Origin of the sequence: Pseudoalteromonas rubra, from assembly GCF_005886805.2 — a bacterium.
In the GTDB taxonomy this organism is placed as follows: domain Bacteria; phylum Pseudomonadota; class Gammaproteobacteria; order Enterobacterales; family Alteromonadaceae; genus Pseudoalteromonas; species Pseudoalteromonas rubra_D.
In genome coordinates this window covers 3089218-3105594 of the sequence record NZ_CP045429.1, presented here as the reverse complement: position 1 = coordinate 3105594, position 16377 = coordinate 3089218, and the positions used below count along the sequence as shown (strand labels likewise).

Here is a 16377-nt window from a genome sequence, read left to right as displayed (position 1 = left end):
AGGAGCAGCTTTGGCTGCTCTTTTTATTATTTTTTTGGGTAAATCTCCTGATTATTTATTTGTGCTTTGGTGATTTGTTGCTCAAGTTGTGATTTGAAATAGTCACGCTCTGATTCAGGTAAATACCTCAGATGCAGATCATAAAAACGCGATGTTTGATACAGGTGCTGCAGTGCGACGTTGACAACTTTAAGGAATTCCCGGGTTTCGGGGGTGTCAGAGCAGGCAATGTGGCCAAGAACAAATGATGGATTGTTTGCTATTTCGATACTGTGTACTTGCTCAAGCGTCAGCTTGCTCGCATAGCGTTGAATTGTTGTCGGGTAAGTCAGAATAAAACTCACCCGCCCTCGTTCGAACATGGTGATGGTTGCCTTATAACTGTCACCGCCGGGACGTCTGATTAGCTGAGCTTTATCAACCCTGGCCAGTTGTGTATCCAGATAATCGCCATACGAGCGCTGTGCCTCCGTGAGCAAGGTCGTTCTGGGGTGTGCCTTGAGTAGGGCAATGAGATCAGTTAGTTGTCCTTGTTCGTTGAGAAAAGGCGCAAGTTCAATATTTAATGGTAAAAAGTACAGCCTGTGGCTGGGGTAAAGATGTACGGGTAAACTGAATAAATACTGTTTTGCTCGCTGCCGTGTTTTTATCCGGTTTAGGGCGCAAAAGGGCAGGTTGCTTTGTAGTAATTGATCGATGCGTGTACCCGGAGCTAGTAGCAAAGGCGGGCGGAAATAAGACGGGGAAGTTTTTAAGATGTAATTTAGCACCAGGTTGTTTGAGTCTGTAGAAATATCGAGAGGCTGCTGTGAAAACACCATCTCGATGTCGAGTGGGTCATCGCTAAGTAGCTGGATCTGAGCACTTGCTGAAAATGCAATCCAGGTATGTAAAACCACCATGCTCATGAGTAAAACAGACTGCGTGATTGTCATCATAATGTACATCTTTAAAACTGGTAAGACAGGGAGAGACCCCACTCTCTGGGAAGGGCCAGGTAATGTTCGGACACACCGAAGACCTCGGTAAAGTCATTGCCGCCAATTAACACGCGTTTATCCGTGAGGTTGCGAACAAACAGCGCAACTTCCATTTGTGCTGTGATAGCGTGACTGATCCGCGCGTTTAAAAGAGCAAAGCTGCCTTGCGCCCCAAGCTCAGTATTATATACATCGTTATACGTTTTGCTTCGAAAGCCCCAGTTGAGTGACACCTTAACTGGTTGCTGTTGTGCAATCGGCCAGTGGTAACGTAATCCCAATGCTGCAGTCCAACGCGGTGAGCGCATTAATGTGCTGTCTGTTGTTACCTGTGTGGCTGTACCGACTGAATCAAATTGTGCATCTGTGTATGATAGGTTACCTGAAAGGTGCCAGTCGTGTGCAGGTATAGCCTTAAAGCTGGCTTCAATGCCCCGAATACTGGTCTCTCCGACATTGTCGATAAAGATCTCAAGGCCGGCGTCTGTCGATTGGCCACCCCGTAGCTGCATGGCTTTGTGCTGCATATCAAAAGCTGCGACGCTGAGTTGAAGAGTATCTGCTAGCAATTTGGTCTTATAGCCCAGCTCATAAGCCTTCAGGTATTCGGGGTCAAATGGTTGAGCTGAGGTGGGGGAATTCGGAATGCCGTTAAATCCACCTGATTTAAACCCCCGTGATGCACTCAAATAGACGAAGTGTTTGTCGTTAAAGTGATACTCTAATCCGCCTTGCGGAGAAAACACTCGCCAACTTCGTTCAATAGGGCCGCCGTTTTTTTGCCCCTGTGTTTGCTGCGTTCTGTCTATCAAAATGACCCCCGCATTGTCTGCGTCACTCTGAACCTGTTGCATCTTATCTTCGAACGTAAGCCGCCCACCAAAATGAAAAGCCCAGTGACGCGTCAGTGCGTATTTGGCATGGGTGTATATTGCGGTACTTTTAATATCCACTTCATTGTCAAAACCACTGTCTATGTCCAGGCCAATGTTGAGCGGGTTACCTGGCCCGCCTATGCTGGTGGGGTTATTCAGTGGCGAGCCGTCTAATGGTCCTTGTACATTTTCCAGTGCCTGATATAACCCACCGATAAAGACCAGGTCGGTCAGATGATTGATGTGTTCATCAAAATGGAATAAGCCGACTAACCAACTGAGTTGATCGTTCAGGGCACTGCCGCTGATATTCAGTTCCTGGCTGAACTGAAACTGACGCTGAAAATCCTGCGTATCGCCAATGACAGCCGGGTTATTGTCAAAATCGCGACCATAGGTTGCGTAAAACTCCCGATAGGCCGTCAAGGACTTTATTTGCCACTGTTTTGGGGTTTGCCATTCGACTGAGAGCAAAGCACCGGATTGATCTAGTGTGTTAAAGTTTGTGCCGCGCGAAGCGCTTTGGTGTGCTGAACCGAAGATCTGTAGCGGCGGGTAAGGATCAGCAACGCCACTTTGTGTGACTAAGTCGTTGTATAGCACTAGCAAGTCGGCTTGGTCGTTTTTAGCTGCAAGGATAGATGGGGCGGAGCCTGAATTGATCCTGCGCTGATCCACAGATAATTGAGTCGTTAATTCAGGCGTCACCTGGTAGCGAAACTTGGCGCTGACCGCCCACTCATCTTGCCCACCTTCAAATTCGCCATTGTCACGCCTGACAAAACCATCCCGATTGAGGTGAGTGAATGTCAAACGGCTACTGAGTGAGTCGTTGAGCTCAAGGTTAGCGCGCATACGTACATCTCGGCGCTCAAAAGCGCCCAGCGTGATTTCGCCATCTGCAAAAGTATCTGCGATGGGGTCGTGTGTGTAGATAGTGACAGCGCCGCCTATGGTGTTTTTACCGAAAATAGCGCCCTGAGGGCCTCGTAGTACTTCTATCTGACGTACATCATACAGGTCAAAAATTCCCCCTGGGGAGCGTGCATAGTAAACCCCATCTAGATAAAGCCCCACACTGGGATCGACGGTGGGAAGCGGGTCAACCTGACCAATGCCACGGATGGTAATGTTGGCACAGTGTGTACAGCCAGAGTTTTCGCCGACCGTGGTGATATCTATATTGGGAATAAAATAAGCGGCTTCTAGCAAAGTATTGACGTTGCGTTCGCGCAGAAATTGTTCAGACATGACGGAAATAGAGACGGGTATAGCCAGTGCATCCTCTTTGACTTTTCGTGCCTCAACGGTTACTTCCATCAGCTCATCAATAGACAAAGCAAATACATCGTTGTCACTATCGGGCTGTGTATCAGCCCAGGATATTGAGCTAAACAGCACACAACTTGCGCACAAGTGCGCGATGCTGGGGAGTCTATTGTTCATTCAGTACCTTATTAATGACAATTATTCCTACTCCCTGGAGAATAATCCAGCTCTAATGACCCTATCTATCGGATCGTTGCCATTGAGTATAGCAGCTAAATTGTGGCTCGCAGGGCTGGTGTATAAACTCAACTAGGCAGAAGAATGTCGGCAGAGTGCTCAGTAAATTTCAATAATATGATGGAGTGTGTCGAATGCATTAATTTGTAACATTTGTATGTTTTTTGCACTTGTTGCTACTAGGGTACTTGTGATTTTATGATCATGAAACAATCACCCAGAAGGAAGCTAAACTATGAAACTACAATTAAAAACCTGCAAGCTAAAGCGTCTAAATGAACAACATAAAGTACTAGACCAGGCTAACACACCTCAGATTGGGGGCGGATATACGACTAAGCCCTGGACGGTCTGGTGTGAAGAGTTAAGCAAAGGACCTGATTGCCGCGCATAGTGCCAGAGGCTGACGAGTAGTTAAGTGGTGCGGTGCACCACTTTTTTTAGGGGTGTGTTTTACGAAACTCTGCAATAGCGTGGTGCAAATGAGGCCGGGCGAACTGTATTTCCAGTGGTACGGTGAGCAGAGGGTATGCCAATCCACAAACAAGTAGCACAGGTAACAGTAGCCAGCCCTCTATAAACGCCAGTGCCATAAACAGTGGCGTCAGTAGCAAAAGCTTGGCGATATTAAGCAAAATCTTGTGCGATGCCGACAGCTGGGCCAAAGCCAGTGCTTTGATACGTTGTTTATCGCGCAGTGCAAAGTCATTTAATTCGGCAAGTTTACTGAGTCTGAAAACCATTTACTTCTCATCTTTTAGCAATAAATACGGCGGCAAAGGCGATGAAACAGAGGCTGTAAAGTGCAAATATGACTTCCATCCAGCCTGGCATCGACAGACCCGCGAAAAACCAGTCTATATTACCACAATCGCCGGTTGCAGCGAAGAAGGCCGGGAGCCATTCATGCAGCGGCATAAAGCTTGGGAAATTAGGCACAAAGTCACAGGTAAAAGCAAAAGGATCTGTGGTGGTTTGCATACTAATGTGCTCTTTTGCCAGTAGCCAGCCCCAAATGGCCGACACGCCCCAGCAGATCATCGCAATGAGTCTCACAGGCAGGCTCGTCGGAGCAGCCAGTCCAATCAAACCAGCAGCGACAATACCCAGTGTGGCTGTACGCTGATAAATACACATGATGCAGGGTTCAAGACCCATCCCATACTGGAAATACAGGGCGATAGCTTCGAGCACAAAAGCAGAAAAAAACAATAAGCCCCAGGCTAGCCGGGTGCGAGAAAATTCAGCAAGTTTGTTTAACATAAGTGTTCCTTTTTTTGCCCATTATTATGGCTTTGTCAATGCATCCGGGCAACTGGTTTCAGACTAGTCGTGCAGTTTGACTGCTGAATGTAATATTAGTTTCAGGGACAGGCGTGTTTCAGAGGTCAAATGTGTTATCTTTTGTGGCATCAAATAGTAAAGGAAAAATAAGCAATGCAGTCAGTTGTGCGGGTCGGTGTAGCCGTGGTGATTAAACGCCGGGGGCAAATCTTACTGGGTGAACGCATTGGGGCACATGGCGCCCATACCTGGGCTACGCCTGGCGGTCATCTTGAGCTGGGGGAGAGTATAGAGCAGTGTGCGCGACGTGAAGTACTGGAAGAAACCGGGCTTGAACTGACCCGGGTCACGCGGTTGGATTACACTAATGATGTGTTTGAGAGCGAAGGTAAGCACTACATCACCTTATTTATGTTGGGGGAGTGCTTAGAGGGTGAAGCCCAGTTACTGGAACCTGAAAAATGTCTGCAGTGGCGATGGTTTTCACCCGATACTTTGCCACAGCCCTTGTTTTTATCTTTGCAGAATCTATTGGCTCAAAACCCCTCTGGGCTGAGCTAAAACGCTGAGAGACAGGTGTCATTTCAAGATCTCATTTTGGCAAGTAGCGCGACAACCTGCCTGTTATTTGCGTTTTTATTGTTGTCTTTGGAGCACAAACTACGCAAAAGCAGTCGTTATCTGTTGAGCTATTTTGCGTTAATTGGACTGGTACAGCTGGTGGATATTGCCAGTGGTACGAGTGACACCTTGCACCTTTTTATCGTGCCAATGGCACTGATGCTGGGTCCGCTTTTTTATCTATACGTGGGTTCTCAGAGCCCTAATCAGACTGCTAGTCAGCGACAGCGGTGTTTACTCTTCTTGCCTGCAGGCTTGTTTTTGTTGCACATTGTGCTGGTTAAAACGGCAGTCCTTACAGCGCCGCTAATAGCGCATAAAACAGCATTGCTCGTGCTAGCGCCAGCGGAACTAGTCTATGTCATTGCTGCTTATTTCAGGCTAAAGCAAACATCACAACTACTCCGCCAGACACCTGGCGCCCCTGAGCCTGTCAAACTCAGCTGGCTTCACTCTTTGTGTCATCTCAATATGCTGATCTTGGTGTTTGAAATTATCTATCATATTTCACACTCAACCGGAGCGTTATCTGTGGCGCATAGCAGAGTGTTCATCAATACCGCGTTGCAGTTGTTTTTACTTCTGATAGCCTGGCATGTGATCCGTTCACCTGAGGTTATCTACACCGAACAGCAACGTTTGGCAGTACGCAAAAAATATCAGAAGTCGGGATTGACGCCAGCGCTGTCAGCTTATTATGGGCGTAAGCTGGATACTTTGATGAATGATGAGCAACTATTTCTGGACAGTGAGCTCACCTTAAGCACATTGGCTGAGCGAGTTGGACTCAATCAGCACAATCTGTCGCAGCTATTAAATGAACATGTTGGCAGTCGCTATCATGATTATATTAATGGGTGTCGTGTCAGGCATGCCGCAGAGTTGCTCACAACCACAGACTGTTCGGTGGAAGAGGTTGCGTATCGCTCAGGGTTTGGTACCCGGGCTGCATTTTATGCGGCATTTAAAAAGCACTATCAGCTTACTCCCGCAAAATGGCGTACTCAGTCTCAGCGACCTGACAGGTTGCGCCAGAGTAATTCAACGGGTCCAGATGAATAGTGTTTTAGCCATCGTTTTGACCCGTATAATTGAATAGCCCAGATGACTATGATGGTCAAAACAGCATCTGACATCCTGGTTGTAGCAAAAAAGCCTAGTCCGTAAAACCACAGGGTGCACATCAGGCTTTGCAGTAAATAATTACTCAAAGCCATACGGCCTACCTGAGCGATATAATCTTGCCAGGGTTTCAGCCATGCTCGTTTACTGATATACGCCAGTAAAGCCATATAGCCGCATGCAGTGAGTACGGATCCCCAGTAATTCCAGAGCGTATTTTTGAAAAAGAACTCCGGGAATTGCCAGTGTTGGTGTTGGTTAAGCCACAGCCCAGTGTAAGATAAAATCATGCCAGCCGGGATTGTAAGCAGCGCCACATTGCGATAGCAGCGACAAGACAAGCGGCCCGATATAAATCCGAATCGATAGAGCGCAAGGCCAATTAGCATTAAACCCGATACCCGAAATATCCCCCAGGCAGGAAAAGTCGAGAGGTGAAACTCGGCGGCTAGCTGCGCACGCATGCTGACTTGCTCTGACCAATCTGAAGTGAAAGCGTCCAGTTCGGCCTGATTGACGAGTACGGAATGGGCAAAGTGTTGTGCAACGACTTCGGACAAAACCGGGTCTGGCAGGTGTTTGAGTGCATTAAATGTCATCAGGTTGTTGGCACTACCAGCAGCCAGCATCAGCAATCCAAAGAGCAGCGTTAACAAAGCAGGCACGCGGACAAATAACATGGGGAGTAGGCCACACAGAGCATAATAGACCAGAATGTCACCATGCCAGATCAGGTAGGCATGGATCAGACCGATGAGCAGCAGAACGGCCAATCGTTTCAGGTAGTAGCCATAGGGTGATTTGCCCACGGCCAGTTGTTTATCGCAAATAAGGGCAGTACTGGCCCCAAACAGCATGGAAAAAATAGCCATAAATTTCTGATCGGCGAAAAGGTACTGTATCTGCCACCAGAGATGTCCACTGATAGATTGGTCTGTGTGTGCCAGGGGGGAGAAATAAGCGGCATAGGGCTCAGAGAAAAGACGAATATTCATCAACAGAATACCGAGGACGGCGGTGCCCCTGGTGACGTCGAGTAAAGTTTGTCTGGGTGGGTTCATTGTAATGCTCAGCTAAATTTAAATTATGCCGAACGCTAACATGTTCAGATCGTCGGCTTGCTTAATCTGGCCGGAATTGACATCAATGTACACTGAAAATATGCAAGTGAAACATTTAACTGTCTGATATTGTTAGTTATAAATTCTGATTGGCCACAGCATTTAAAAAAGCGGTTAAAGCTTACTTTTTTGTGGTTTTAGGCGCTTTCCGGCCAATTTCATGAGTCGCTGAAAAGTCGGACAGGCCAGATGATTAGGCGCCGGGCAGTGCGCAGCATGGTGAAGACTGTCTCGAATGGCTTGCATAGAGGCAATTTGTTTATCCAGCTCTGCGGTTTTTTGGCGCAGCAGGGCGCGGTCTATGTCTACCCCCTTGGGCAGCAGCATCTGTCCGATTTCATCCAGAGATAAACCGACATAGCGACCTAGGTTTATGAGTGCGAGCTTCTCCAGCACTGCGGCGTCGTAATAGCGGCGCAGCCCGTGTCGACCAGCGCTGTGGATCAGGCCTTTTTGTTCGTAATACCTGAGCGTGGAAGGTTTTAGCCCGGAGGCTTTGGCGACATCGGCAATATCCATGTGTTTCTCTTTGATCTGAAATCGAAGGCAAAGTGTGTTTATCAGTACTTGACCTAAAGTCGACTTTAAGTTGTAGCATGGTTTATATCACTTGACGAGAGGAGACCGTGATGAATTTTGATCCTATGTGGGATGTTCGCTTTGCTGCATCTGATTATGCTTATGGCACAGAGCCGAATGACTTTTTAAAGGCGAGAGTAAAGCAGCTTAGAGGCAAACGTATATTGAGCCTGGCAGAAGGAGAGGGGCGTAATGCAGTATATCTGGCAAAGCTGGGTTTTGAGGTAACGGCTGTTGATGCCTCTATTAAAGGAATAGAGAAAGCGCGGCAGCTGGCAGAGGCGATGAATGTGCGGGTCCAGTTTATCCATGCTGATTTGGCTGAGTTTGAACTGGGTACAGAGCAATGGGATAGTATAGTGTCGATATTTGCACCGTTTGCGAGGCCTGTGCGCGCGCAATTACATTTGCGTGTGATAAGAGCGCTTAAACCCAATGGGGTATTTTTAACGGAAGCTTATGCACCTGAACAGATCCGGTTAGGGACGGGGGGTGGAAATGATGTGGAAACCATGCTGAGTGCGACCCAGCTAGCTGAAGAATTACCTGGGCTGGAGTGGGCGTACCTTGAACAATTAGAGCGCCCGGTCGTAGAAGGACAATATCATACTGGGCAGGCTGCTGTGGTTCAGGGGATTGGCGTTAAACCTTAATGTACCGGTAAAAAAGTATGGCGACTTGGCCAGGTGTGTTCCTTTATTCGTGCTTTTTCTTCATGATGTTATTTGAGGTTGCACCGTGGTACAGATATGCCTTGTTAGTTCTAAATCATCTGGTACAATCAGTGGATTATTGAGTTGCAGAAGCCTGTCGGTGTGCTACGCACAGAACCACAGGCTTGTCGACGTACTTTATGTTGTCAAAAGTGGTGTTAAATGAGAATCTTTAAAGCCAAGAGCCCAGCAGGTTTTGCTGAGGAGTATATTGTCGAGTCAATTTGGAATGGCGAATTTCCTCCCGGCTCCATTTTACCAGCCGAACGTGAGCTGTCAGAGCTTATTGGTGTCACTCGCACCACCTTGCGTGAAGTATTGCAGCGTCTGGCGCGTGATGGCTGGCTGACTATCCAGCATGGTAAACCAACGCGGGTAAACAATTTCTGGGAAACGTCAGGACTAAATATTCTTGAGACACTTGCACGGCTGGATGAAGACAAAGTGCCCGAGTTGACCGATCAGTTGCTGTCTGCACGTACCAACATCAGTGCTATCTATACTCGTGCGGCCATTAAGTTCAACCCTCAATCTGTGGTCGACATTTTGTCTAAACATGCTGAAGTTGCAGATACAGCAGAAGCGTTTGCTGAATATGACTATCGGGTTCATCATCAACTAGCTAGTGCCGGCAACAATAAAATTTACGTGTTGATCCTTAACGGATTTAAAGGGCTCTATTCAAAGATTGGTTGTCATTACTTCTCAGATCCGCGCACCCGCGAACTTGCTCGTGAGTTTTATGCTGATTTGACAGCGCTGGCAGAAAAAGGCGAGCACGACGGCGCGATTACACTGATGCGTCGATACGGTCATCGCTCAGGTGAAATTTGGCAGCAGCTACGTGGCGACATGCCTGATGACATCATGGATTAAGGGTTAAAAACCTATATGAAGAAGCACCGCAGGGTGCTTTTTTTGTGCCCGAAAATAGCTGTGGTGATGGTTAATCACTGTGCCATCAATTTATTAGATGGCTGCTATCGGATAATTCGATTGTATCCTTTTGAAGGAACAGCATAAACTGAGCGCCAAATAATACCAATTGGTATAAGGGTTGTTTTTTTATAAAACGCCTCAATAATAAGTGACAATTCACAGTGATACAGAAAAACATTGCCTTACTGGCCATGTTGCTCTGTGTGAGTGTGGAACTTTGGAACTCAAACTAACTATTTGGAGATAACAATGGGTGTATTAGTAGGCCGCAAGGCACCTGACTTTACAGCAGCAGCAGTTTTAGGTAACGGTGAAATCGTAGATGGTTACAATCTACATGAGCGTATTAAAGGTAAAAAAGCGGTTATTTTCTTTTACCCACTAGACTTCACTTTCGTTTGTCCTTCTGAGCTAATCGCATTTGACAAGCGTTACGAAGAATTCCAAAAGCGTGGTGTTGAAGTGATCGGTGTTTCAATCGATTCTCAATTCTCTCACAACGCATGGCGTAACACCCCTGTAAACGAAGGCGGTATTGGTCCGGTTAAGTATGACCTGGTTGCTGACGTGAAGCACGAAATCTGTCAGGCATATGACGTTGAGCACCCAGAAGCTGGCGTTGCTTTCCGTGGTTCATTCCTGATCGATTCTGAAGGTAATGTACGTCACCAGGTAGTAAACGATCTGCCTCTGGGCCGTAACATCGACGAAATGCTGCGCATGGTTGACGCGCTGGCGTTCCACGAAGAGCACGGTGAAGTATGTCCAGCTGGTTGGACTGAAGGCAAAAAAGGTATGGACGCAAGCCCTGAAGGTGTTGCTAAGTTCCTTTCTGAAAACGAAGGCGACCTGTAAGCTCGACTTTGTTGTTCTGAAAAAAACCCGCTTTGTGCGGGTTTTTTTATACCCCGATTTTGCCTTGTCATGATGCACGTCCTATCGACCATTTGTGATTGAGACGTTTGATTAACTCAACTGAGCCATACGCCAGCATTAAACTGATAACTGGCGTGACCAGCAGGCTAAATAGTGTCATTTCATTCAGCATCTTACTGTTCCTTGCCTGATGTTTGTTGTGCTTCTTCTTGCTCTGGCGTGAATGATTTAATCAATGCAGCTTTGGTGCTTTCTTTCAGTTCAACCAGATTTGCTTTGATGGTCTGGCTGATGTGAGACTTCATTTCAGTGAGTATTTCCTGAGTTGCAGAAGTAGTTCCGCTATTGATAGCTGACATTGCGCTGACGCTGGCTACAGTCGTAGCATTGACGCTTGCTGTTACACTGGTATTGCCTGCTGCGATGGCGCTCGTGCTCAAACCAAATGTCAGGATAAGAATGCTAAGTTGGGTTGCAGTTTTCATTGTCTGGTTCCTTTTGCGTTAGTTACGATGACTTTACTGTGTTAGTCGTTCTAACTATTACAAAGGTTGTGCCAGCTTAAAGAAAATTTATAAGTGTATGAAATTTATGTTTTTTTATGTTTGTGTAGTAGCTGGTCAAAATCTGGGTTGAGTCTTTTGACCAGTCTGGATGGTGGTTTTAACCAATAAATGGTTAACTTTGCTCAAGTAGCTGATAGATCAGTTGTTTCACGACCTGAGGTTCGAATGGCTTATCGCATAAGGCGTTTACACCAGATTGCGCAATATTAGCCAGATGCGTTTCATTGGCCTCAGAGGACACCATGAGAATTGGCACGTGATTATGCTCATTGGAATTTCGAATGGCTTCAGCCAGCTCCTGACCGTTCACTTCTGGCATATTGAAGTCGGTAATGATCAGATCAAACATGGTGTCTTCTAATATTGTGAGTGCTTCGGCCCCATGCTCCGCTTCACTGATCCGAGTTGCGCCCAGGTTGTTCAGCACCCGGCGGATGTGATTGCGCGCCAGACGTGAGTCGTCTACGACCAGGATCCGCAACTCCTGGATATCATACAAGTCCAGCTCCAGCTCTTCTGGAGAGAGAATATCCAGTGTCGCGTTGATGGCTTTGCCCAGGTGCGTTTTGTTGAAAGGTTTCGGCAAAATGGCAACCACACCAGATTGTTTGAACGCTTCCAGCTGCACTCTGCGTGTCTCACTGGATACCAACATAAAAGGCAGCTGGTGATCAGCCAGTTCAGTATGGATGTGCTGCAATAAGGTGAGTGCTTCGCCGTCAGGCAGATACAGTGCACTGATCACCAGATCGGGCTTGCTGTTATTCAGGCTCTCGATGGCGGCAGCAAGTGTGTCCACGCTCTCGATATTGCGGATCCCTTCTTCCTGAAGTTCGTTACTGATGATCCGTCTTTGTGTCTGGGACGGCTCCAGAAGTAGGATGCTCAGATCTGAGCTTAAAAGTTCATTCATGGTATGACAGCAAATGTTGAAAATAAATAGTCAGATTACCTAGCAATATAACGTATTTGCAACCGTGCCGCTAGCTTGGTGAGCAGAGTGTTAAAAGGTTTTATACGACAATGTGATGGGTGAGATGATAAGTGAAGTCGCGGTGTTTGTCTATTGGGTAAACCTGGATGGCGCGACAGGGCGAGGTGACTTTGACTGCACACGCCCGGTTTGTCATTAGCGACGAAATTCCATATTTTGTGGTAAATCGACCAGGATCAGGACAGCACCTTTTCCACCATATTCTAATGGGGCCTGATGGATTGCTAATATATCTGGGTGTTGCACCAGATATTGCGGCACTTTGTGCTTTAACACGCGTTCGCCAATGCCATGTACAATGCAAGCACAAGCGACATGCTGTTTTTTGCAGGCGTGGATCAACGCAGCCAGCTCATCTTTGGCCGTTTCTTTGTTCATACCATGCATGTCGAGGATCAGCTCAGGCGCGTAATCACCGCGGCGCAGTTGCTTGGCGAGGTACTTGTCCGCACCCGGGCGAACATAATTGACGGTGCCATGAGTGTCTATGTCCGGAACATATTCGTCTGAAAAATAGAACTCAGCCTGATGCTGCTTTTTTTGCTCGGCGATCACTTCACCTTTAAAGCGCGTCTGACGTCTGGCTTGTTGCACGGTATCTTGTTTGAACTGACTGGTACCTGATATTGCCTCACGGAACAAGGCGAAATCATCTTCTGGCAGTTGTGAGTTTGGTTTATCTGTGTTCATAGCACTATTTTAAAGAAAAAAAGCGTAAAAACCTAGCGTAAAAACCGTTACAATGCCGCCATGCATTTAGTAGTGAGAGCAACTCATGAGCGACTCTGTTATTTCTCAGGCGATGGCTGAAGAAGCCTATCAGGATTTAGTCACCATTCAGGATTGGTTACGCTGGACTGCCAGCCAGTTTGCGGGCAATGGCGTGTTTTTTGGTCATGGCACCGATAACCCGTGGGATGAGGCGGTCAGCCTGGTTCTGCCATTGCTCAACTTGCCCGTTGATGCGCCGAAAGAGTTAATTAGCGCGCGTCTGACACACAGTGAGAAAGTCAGGCTGGTAGAATATCTCAGATTGCGCATCGATGAGCGTATTCCGGTTGCTTACCTGACCAATCAGGCCTGGTTCGCAGGACTGCCTTTTTATGTGGATGAGCGTGTGTTAGTGCCCCGTTCGCCTTTTGCAGAGCTGATCGAAGCGCAGTTCACGCCTTGGTTAAAGTCACCGGAAAAAGTCACCCGTATATTAGATATGTGTACTGGATCGGGGTGTATTGCAATCGCATTGGCCAAGGCCTTTGAGCAGGCTCAGGTGGATGCGGTTGATATTTCTTTCGATGCCCTGGCAGTGGCCGAAATGAACATTCATGACCATCAGGCACAGGAGCAGGTGTTTGCGATTCAGTCCGATGTGTTTAGCGGTGTACCTGGGCAGCAATATGATCTGATCGTAGCAAACCCGCCCTATGTTGATGCGGAAGATATGGCGGACCTCCCGGAGGAGTTCCACCATGAACCAGAACTCGGTCTGGCTTCGGGTGAAGACGGTCTGGATGTCACCCGGACTTTGTTGCAAGAGGCCGCCGGACACCTTACCGATGAGGGCTTGTTATTTGTCGAGGTGGGTAATTCTATGGTACATATGGAAGCGCTTTATCCAGGCGCGCCATTTACCTGGCTGGAATTTGAACGCGGTGGACTGGGCGTGTTTGTGATCAGTAAAAAACAGTTACTGGATTACTTTAACGACTAAGTGTTTTCCTGTAGGCAGGGAAGCGCGATGGTGTTTTTTTGGAATGAGGAAAATCAATGGCAGGCAACAGCATAGGCCAATTATTTAAGGTAACCACTTTTGGTGAAAGCCATGGTCTCGCCCTGGGTGGTGTGGTAGACGGTGTCCCGGCGGGACTTGAATTGAATGAAGCCGATCTTCAGGTGGATTTGGATAGGCGCAAACCCGGACAAAGCCGCTATACGACTCAGCGTCGAGAGGGGGATGAAATTAAAATCCTCTCAGGGGTGTTTGAAGGTAAAACGACAGGTACCAGTATCGGTTTGTTAATCGAGAATACCGATCAGCGCTCCAAAGACTACAGCAAAATCAAAGACGTTTTCCGTCCTGGTCACGGTGATTACAGTTATTGGCATAAATACGGACACCGCGACTACCGTGGTGGCGGACGCTCGTCGGCCAGAGAAACAGCCATTCGCGTCGCGGCTGGTGGCATTGCTAAAAAATACCTTAAGCAGGTGCATGGTGTTGAGATCCATGCCTGTCTGTCCCAGCTCGGGCCGATTAAAGCTGAGCAGTTTGACTGGCAACAGGTTGAGCAGAACCCCTTTTTCTTTCCCGATGTAACCAAACTGGACGCACTGGACGAATATATGCGGGATCTGAAAAAGCAAGGTGATTCGGTTGGCGCCAAAGTCAAAGTGGTGGCAAAAGGGGTTCCGGTTGGCTTAGGCGAGCCGGTATTCGACAGACTGGATGCTGAACTGGCGCACTCTCTGATGAGTATCAATGCCGTAAAAGGCGTTGAGATCGGTGACGGCTTTGAGGTGGTTGAGCAAAAGGGCTCAGAGCACCGCGACGAGCTAACTCCAGAGGGGTTTACCAGTAATCATGCCGGTGGTGTACTGGCGGGTATCTCGACAGGCCAGGATATCATTGCTTCCATCGCACTTAAACCGACTTCCAGTATTACGATCCCGGGTCAGAGTATTAATACGCAAAATGAATCGGTAGAGATGATCACCAAAGGACGTCATGATCCGTGTGTCGGGATCCGGGCAATACCGATTGCAGAAGCAATGATGGCAATCACCTTAATGGATCACTTACTCAGACAACGTGGTCAGAATCCACATGTTGAGTTATCTCACGGTCCTATTCCTGCGCAGCGCACGTAACGGCGCTCAGGAGAAAAAAGCCAGCGCAATGTCGCTGGCTTTCCTTTACGTTAGCTTACGGCTTCAAGAAAACGACGTTCTACTTCCTGCCAGTTAATCACCTTGTAAAAAGCCTCAATATACTCAGGTCGACGGTTTTGATATTTGAGATAGTAGGCATGTTCCCACACATCGAGTCCTAAAATAGGTGTCAGGCCGTCCATAAATGGACTGTCCTGATTGAGGGAGCTGGTGACCTGCAGGCGCTTTTGCTCATCGACGACCAGCCAGGCCCAGCCACTTCCAAAACGACTTACCGCAGCCTGGGTAAATTGCGTTTTAAATGTGTCGTAATTGCTAAAGTGATTATCAATGGCTGCGGACAACTCTCCCTGATGAAGCTGCCCGCCCTGTGGTGACATGACTTCCCAGAATAAAGAGTGATTGTTGTGGCCACCGACGTGATCGCGCACTGCGCCACGCAATGTTTCCGGGAGATCTTTGATATTGGTTAATAATTCGATGGTGGATTGACCTTCAAACTCACTGCCTTCAAGCGCAGCATTGGCTTTGTTGACATAGGTCTGGTGATGCAGGGTGTGATGGATCTCCATGGTTTTACTATCAATATGCGGTTCTAACGCATCATAGGCATAAGGTAATGCGGGCAGTGTAAATGCCATACTTCTCTCCTTTAAATTAATGATAATGGTGTGCTGATTGGGGAGTGTTGAGTGCCTGAGTGGCCCAGCTGACCAGGTTTTTATAGGCTTTATGGGTGGTAATAAAGTGCATTAACTCAGTTCGTGTTCGCATACAATGGCGCATTGCAATTAATCCAACTTGCGGGTTGGCATGGTCACATAACTGGACCATACGTTGATGGACGCTAACGAGCTGCTCACACGCTTTGTGCGGTAACCCCAGTGCCAGGTAGCAATCAGCCAGGTTGTGTGAGGCGACAATCAGCGCCGGGCAACAATGCATCAGTGCATCTTCCTGAAGCTGCTGATCGTACTGGTGAGTAAAGTGGGCAATTAAATTGCTCACCAGATACAGTGCGCTCTGATAATGGTCTCTTGCGCTGTAGAATGATTGACCTTCAAAAGCACAGTTACCTGCGGTGATGGCTTTTTGCCAGGGGGCTAGCGCGTGCTCTAACTGCTCAGCCGCGCTATTCAACGTTGGATTAGTTTGCAGCATAAGGACTCCTCGTCAAGGGTTACCGGATATGAACCACTCAAGTATTACATTTTGAATATAAAAACATAAATAGAAATGATTGTCATTTATATTTGAAATTAATTGAATGTATAGTATGTATTACTGAGTCTCAGAAAGTGTGCGGTGTTGA

General features: G+C 47.5%; 20 protein-coding genes. 8 read left to right on the top strand and 12 right to left on the bottom strand.

The window, feature by feature from the left end:
* Positions 1–26: 26 nt before the first annotated feature.
* Complete coding sequence (locus CWC22_RS13540; RefSeq protein ID WP_125560088.1) at positions 27–938, bottom strand: hypothetical protein; 912 nt, start codon at positions 936–938, stop codon at positions 27–29.
* 11 nt (positions 939–949) lie between these two features.
* Positions 950–3301: a TonB-dependent receptor gene (locus tag CWC22_RS13535; protein ID WP_138537581.1), complete on the bottom strand. Its 2352-nt coding sequence runs from the start codon at positions 3299–3301 to the stop codon at positions 950–952.
* A 295-nt stretch (positions 3302–3596) separates the two neighbouring features.
* Here CWC22_RS13535 and CWC22_RS13530 point away from each other — a divergent pair, with 295 nt between their 5' ends.
* On the top strand, positions 3597–3755 hold the full coding sequence (locus CWC22_RS13530; RefSeq protein WP_171045026.1) for a hypothetical protein: 159 nt from the start codon (positions 3597–3599) through the stop codon (positions 3753–3755).
* A 46-nt stretch (positions 3756–3801) separates the two neighbouring features.
* Here the strand turns inward: CWC22_RS13530 and CWC22_RS13525 are convergent, their stop codons facing one another.
* Together CWC22_RS13525 and dsbB are read right to left on the bottom strand one after the other, a co-directional pair.
* On the bottom strand, positions 3802–4104 hold the full coding sequence (locus CWC22_RS13525) for a hypothetical protein (RefSeq protein ID WP_138537579.1): 303 nt from the start codon (positions 4102–4104) through the stop codon (positions 3802–3804).
* Between the two features lie 7 nt (positions 4105–4111).
* The gene (gene dsbB / locus CWC22_RS13520; RefSeq protein WP_125560093.1) at positions 4112–4624 is read right to left on the bottom strand and encodes a disulfide bond formation protein DsbB; all 513 of its coding nucleotides are present in this window, start codon (positions 4622–4624) and stop codon (positions 4112–4114) included.
* Positions 4625–4798: 174 nt separating this feature from the next.
* Between dsbB and CWC22_RS13515 the strand changes: the two genes are divergently transcribed.
* Positions 4799–5206 (top strand): nucleotide triphosphate diphosphatase NUDT15, encoded by a 408-nt coding sequence (locus CWC22_RS13515; protein WP_138537577.1) that lies wholly within the window; start codon positions 4799–4801, stop codon positions 5204–5206.
* Positions 5207–5221: 15 nt separating this feature from the next.
* Positions 5222–6328: a helix-turn-helix domain-containing protein gene (locus CWC22_RS13510; protein WP_138537575.1), complete on the top strand. Its 1107-nt coding sequence runs from the start codon at positions 5222–5224 to the stop codon at positions 6326–6328.
* On the opposite strand, the gene CWC22_RS13505 is transcribed toward CWC22_RS13510, so the two are convergent.
* Together CWC22_RS13505 and CWC22_RS13500 are read right to left on the bottom strand one after the other, a co-directional pair.
* A complete protein-coding gene (locus CWC22_RS13505) occupies positions 6277–7449 on the bottom strand; it encodes a DUF418 domain-containing protein (RefSeq protein WP_138537573.1) in 1173 nt (390 codons plus the stop codon). The two genes, CWC22_RS13510 and CWC22_RS13505, sit on opposite strands and share 52 nt — an antisense overlap.
* Positions 7450–7623: 174 nt before the next feature.
* Positions 7624–8028, bottom strand: coding sequence for a helix-turn-helix domain-containing protein (locus tag CWC22_RS13500; protein WP_138537571.1), 405 nt, complete (start codon positions 8026–8028; stop codon positions 7624–7626).
* Positions 8029–8138: 110 nt separating this feature from the next.
* On the opposite strand from CWC22_RS13500, the gene CWC22_RS13495 reads away from it, so the two are divergent.
* The 3 genes from CWC22_RS13495 (at position 8139) to CWC22_RS13485 (ending at position 10595) form a co-directional block, all read left to right on the top strand.
* Positions 8139–8741: a class I SAM-dependent methyltransferase gene (locus tag CWC22_RS13495; protein WP_230090574.1), complete on the top strand. Its 603-nt coding sequence runs from the start codon at positions 8139–8141 to the stop codon at positions 8739–8741.
* 222 nt (positions 8742–8963) lie between these two features.
* On the top strand, positions 8964–9677 hold the full coding sequence (gene fadR / locus CWC22_RS13490; RefSeq protein ID WP_125560101.1) for a fatty acid metabolism transcriptional regulator FadR: 714 nt from the start codon (positions 8964–8966) through the stop codon (positions 9675–9677).
* Positions 9678–9989: 312 nt separating this feature from the next.
* Positions 9990–10595 carry a peroxiredoxin C gene (locus CWC22_RS13485; RefSeq protein ID WP_010382361.1) on the top strand — a complete coding sequence of 202 codons (606 nt, stop codon included), beginning with the start codon at positions 9990–9992 and terminating at the stop codon, positions 10593–10595.
* 67 nt (positions 10596–10662) lie between these two features.
* Here the strand turns inward: CWC22_RS13485 and CWC22_RS24565 are convergent, their stop codons facing one another.
* The 4 genes from CWC22_RS24565 to smrB all read right to left on the bottom strand — a co-directional run bounded on the left by CWC22_RS24565 (position 10663) and on the right by smrB (position 12866).
* On the bottom strand, positions 10663–10788 hold the full coding sequence (locus CWC22_RS24565; protein ID WP_257721229.1) for a hypothetical protein: 126 nt from the start codon (positions 10786–10788) through the stop codon (positions 10663–10665).
* A 1-nt stretch (position 10789) separates the two neighbouring features.
* Entirely contained in the window at positions 10790–11101 is a 312-nt protein-coding gene (locus CWC22_RS13480; protein WP_010382360.1) for a hypothetical protein, read from the bottom strand.
* A 193-nt stretch (positions 11102–11294) separates the two neighbouring features.
* Positions 11295–12095 (bottom strand): response regulator, encoded by an 801-nt coding sequence (locus tag CWC22_RS13475; protein ID WP_138537569.1) that lies wholly within the window; start codon positions 12093–12095, stop codon positions 11295–11297.
* A gap of 216 nt (positions 12096–12311) precedes the next feature.
* The gene (gene smrB, locus CWC22_RS13470; protein WP_138537567.1) at positions 12312–12866 is read right to left on the bottom strand and encodes an endonuclease SmrB; all 555 of its coding nucleotides are present in this window, start codon (positions 12864–12866) and stop codon (positions 12312–12314) included.
* Between the two features lie 85 nt (positions 12867–12951).
* Here smrB and prmB point away from each other — a divergent pair, with 85 nt between their 5' ends.
* Together prmB and aroC are read left to right on the top strand one after the other, a co-directional pair.
* A complete protein-coding gene (prmB, locus tag CWC22_RS13465) occupies positions 12952–13887 on the top strand; it encodes a 50S ribosomal protein L3 N(5)-glutamine methyltransferase (protein ID WP_138537565.1) in 936 nt (311 codons plus the stop codon).
* Between the two features lie 56 nt (positions 13888–13943).
* Entirely contained in the window at positions 13944–15044 is a 1101-nt protein-coding gene (gene aroC, locus CWC22_RS13460) for a chorismate synthase (RefSeq protein WP_138537563.1), read from the top strand.
* A gap of 50 nt (positions 15045–15094) precedes the next feature.
* Here the strand turns inward: aroC and CWC22_RS13455 are convergent, their stop codons facing one another.
* Positions 15095–15706, bottom strand: coding sequence for a superoxide dismutase (locus CWC22_RS13455; protein WP_125560109.1), 612 nt, complete (start codon positions 15704–15706; stop codon positions 15095–15097).
* 16 nt (positions 15707–15722) lie between these two features.
* Complete coding sequence (locus tag CWC22_RS13450; RefSeq protein WP_125560111.1) at positions 15723–16226, bottom strand: hypothetical protein; 504 nt, start codon at positions 16224–16226, stop codon at positions 15723–15725.
* Positions 16227–16377: the final 151 nt, after the last annotated feature.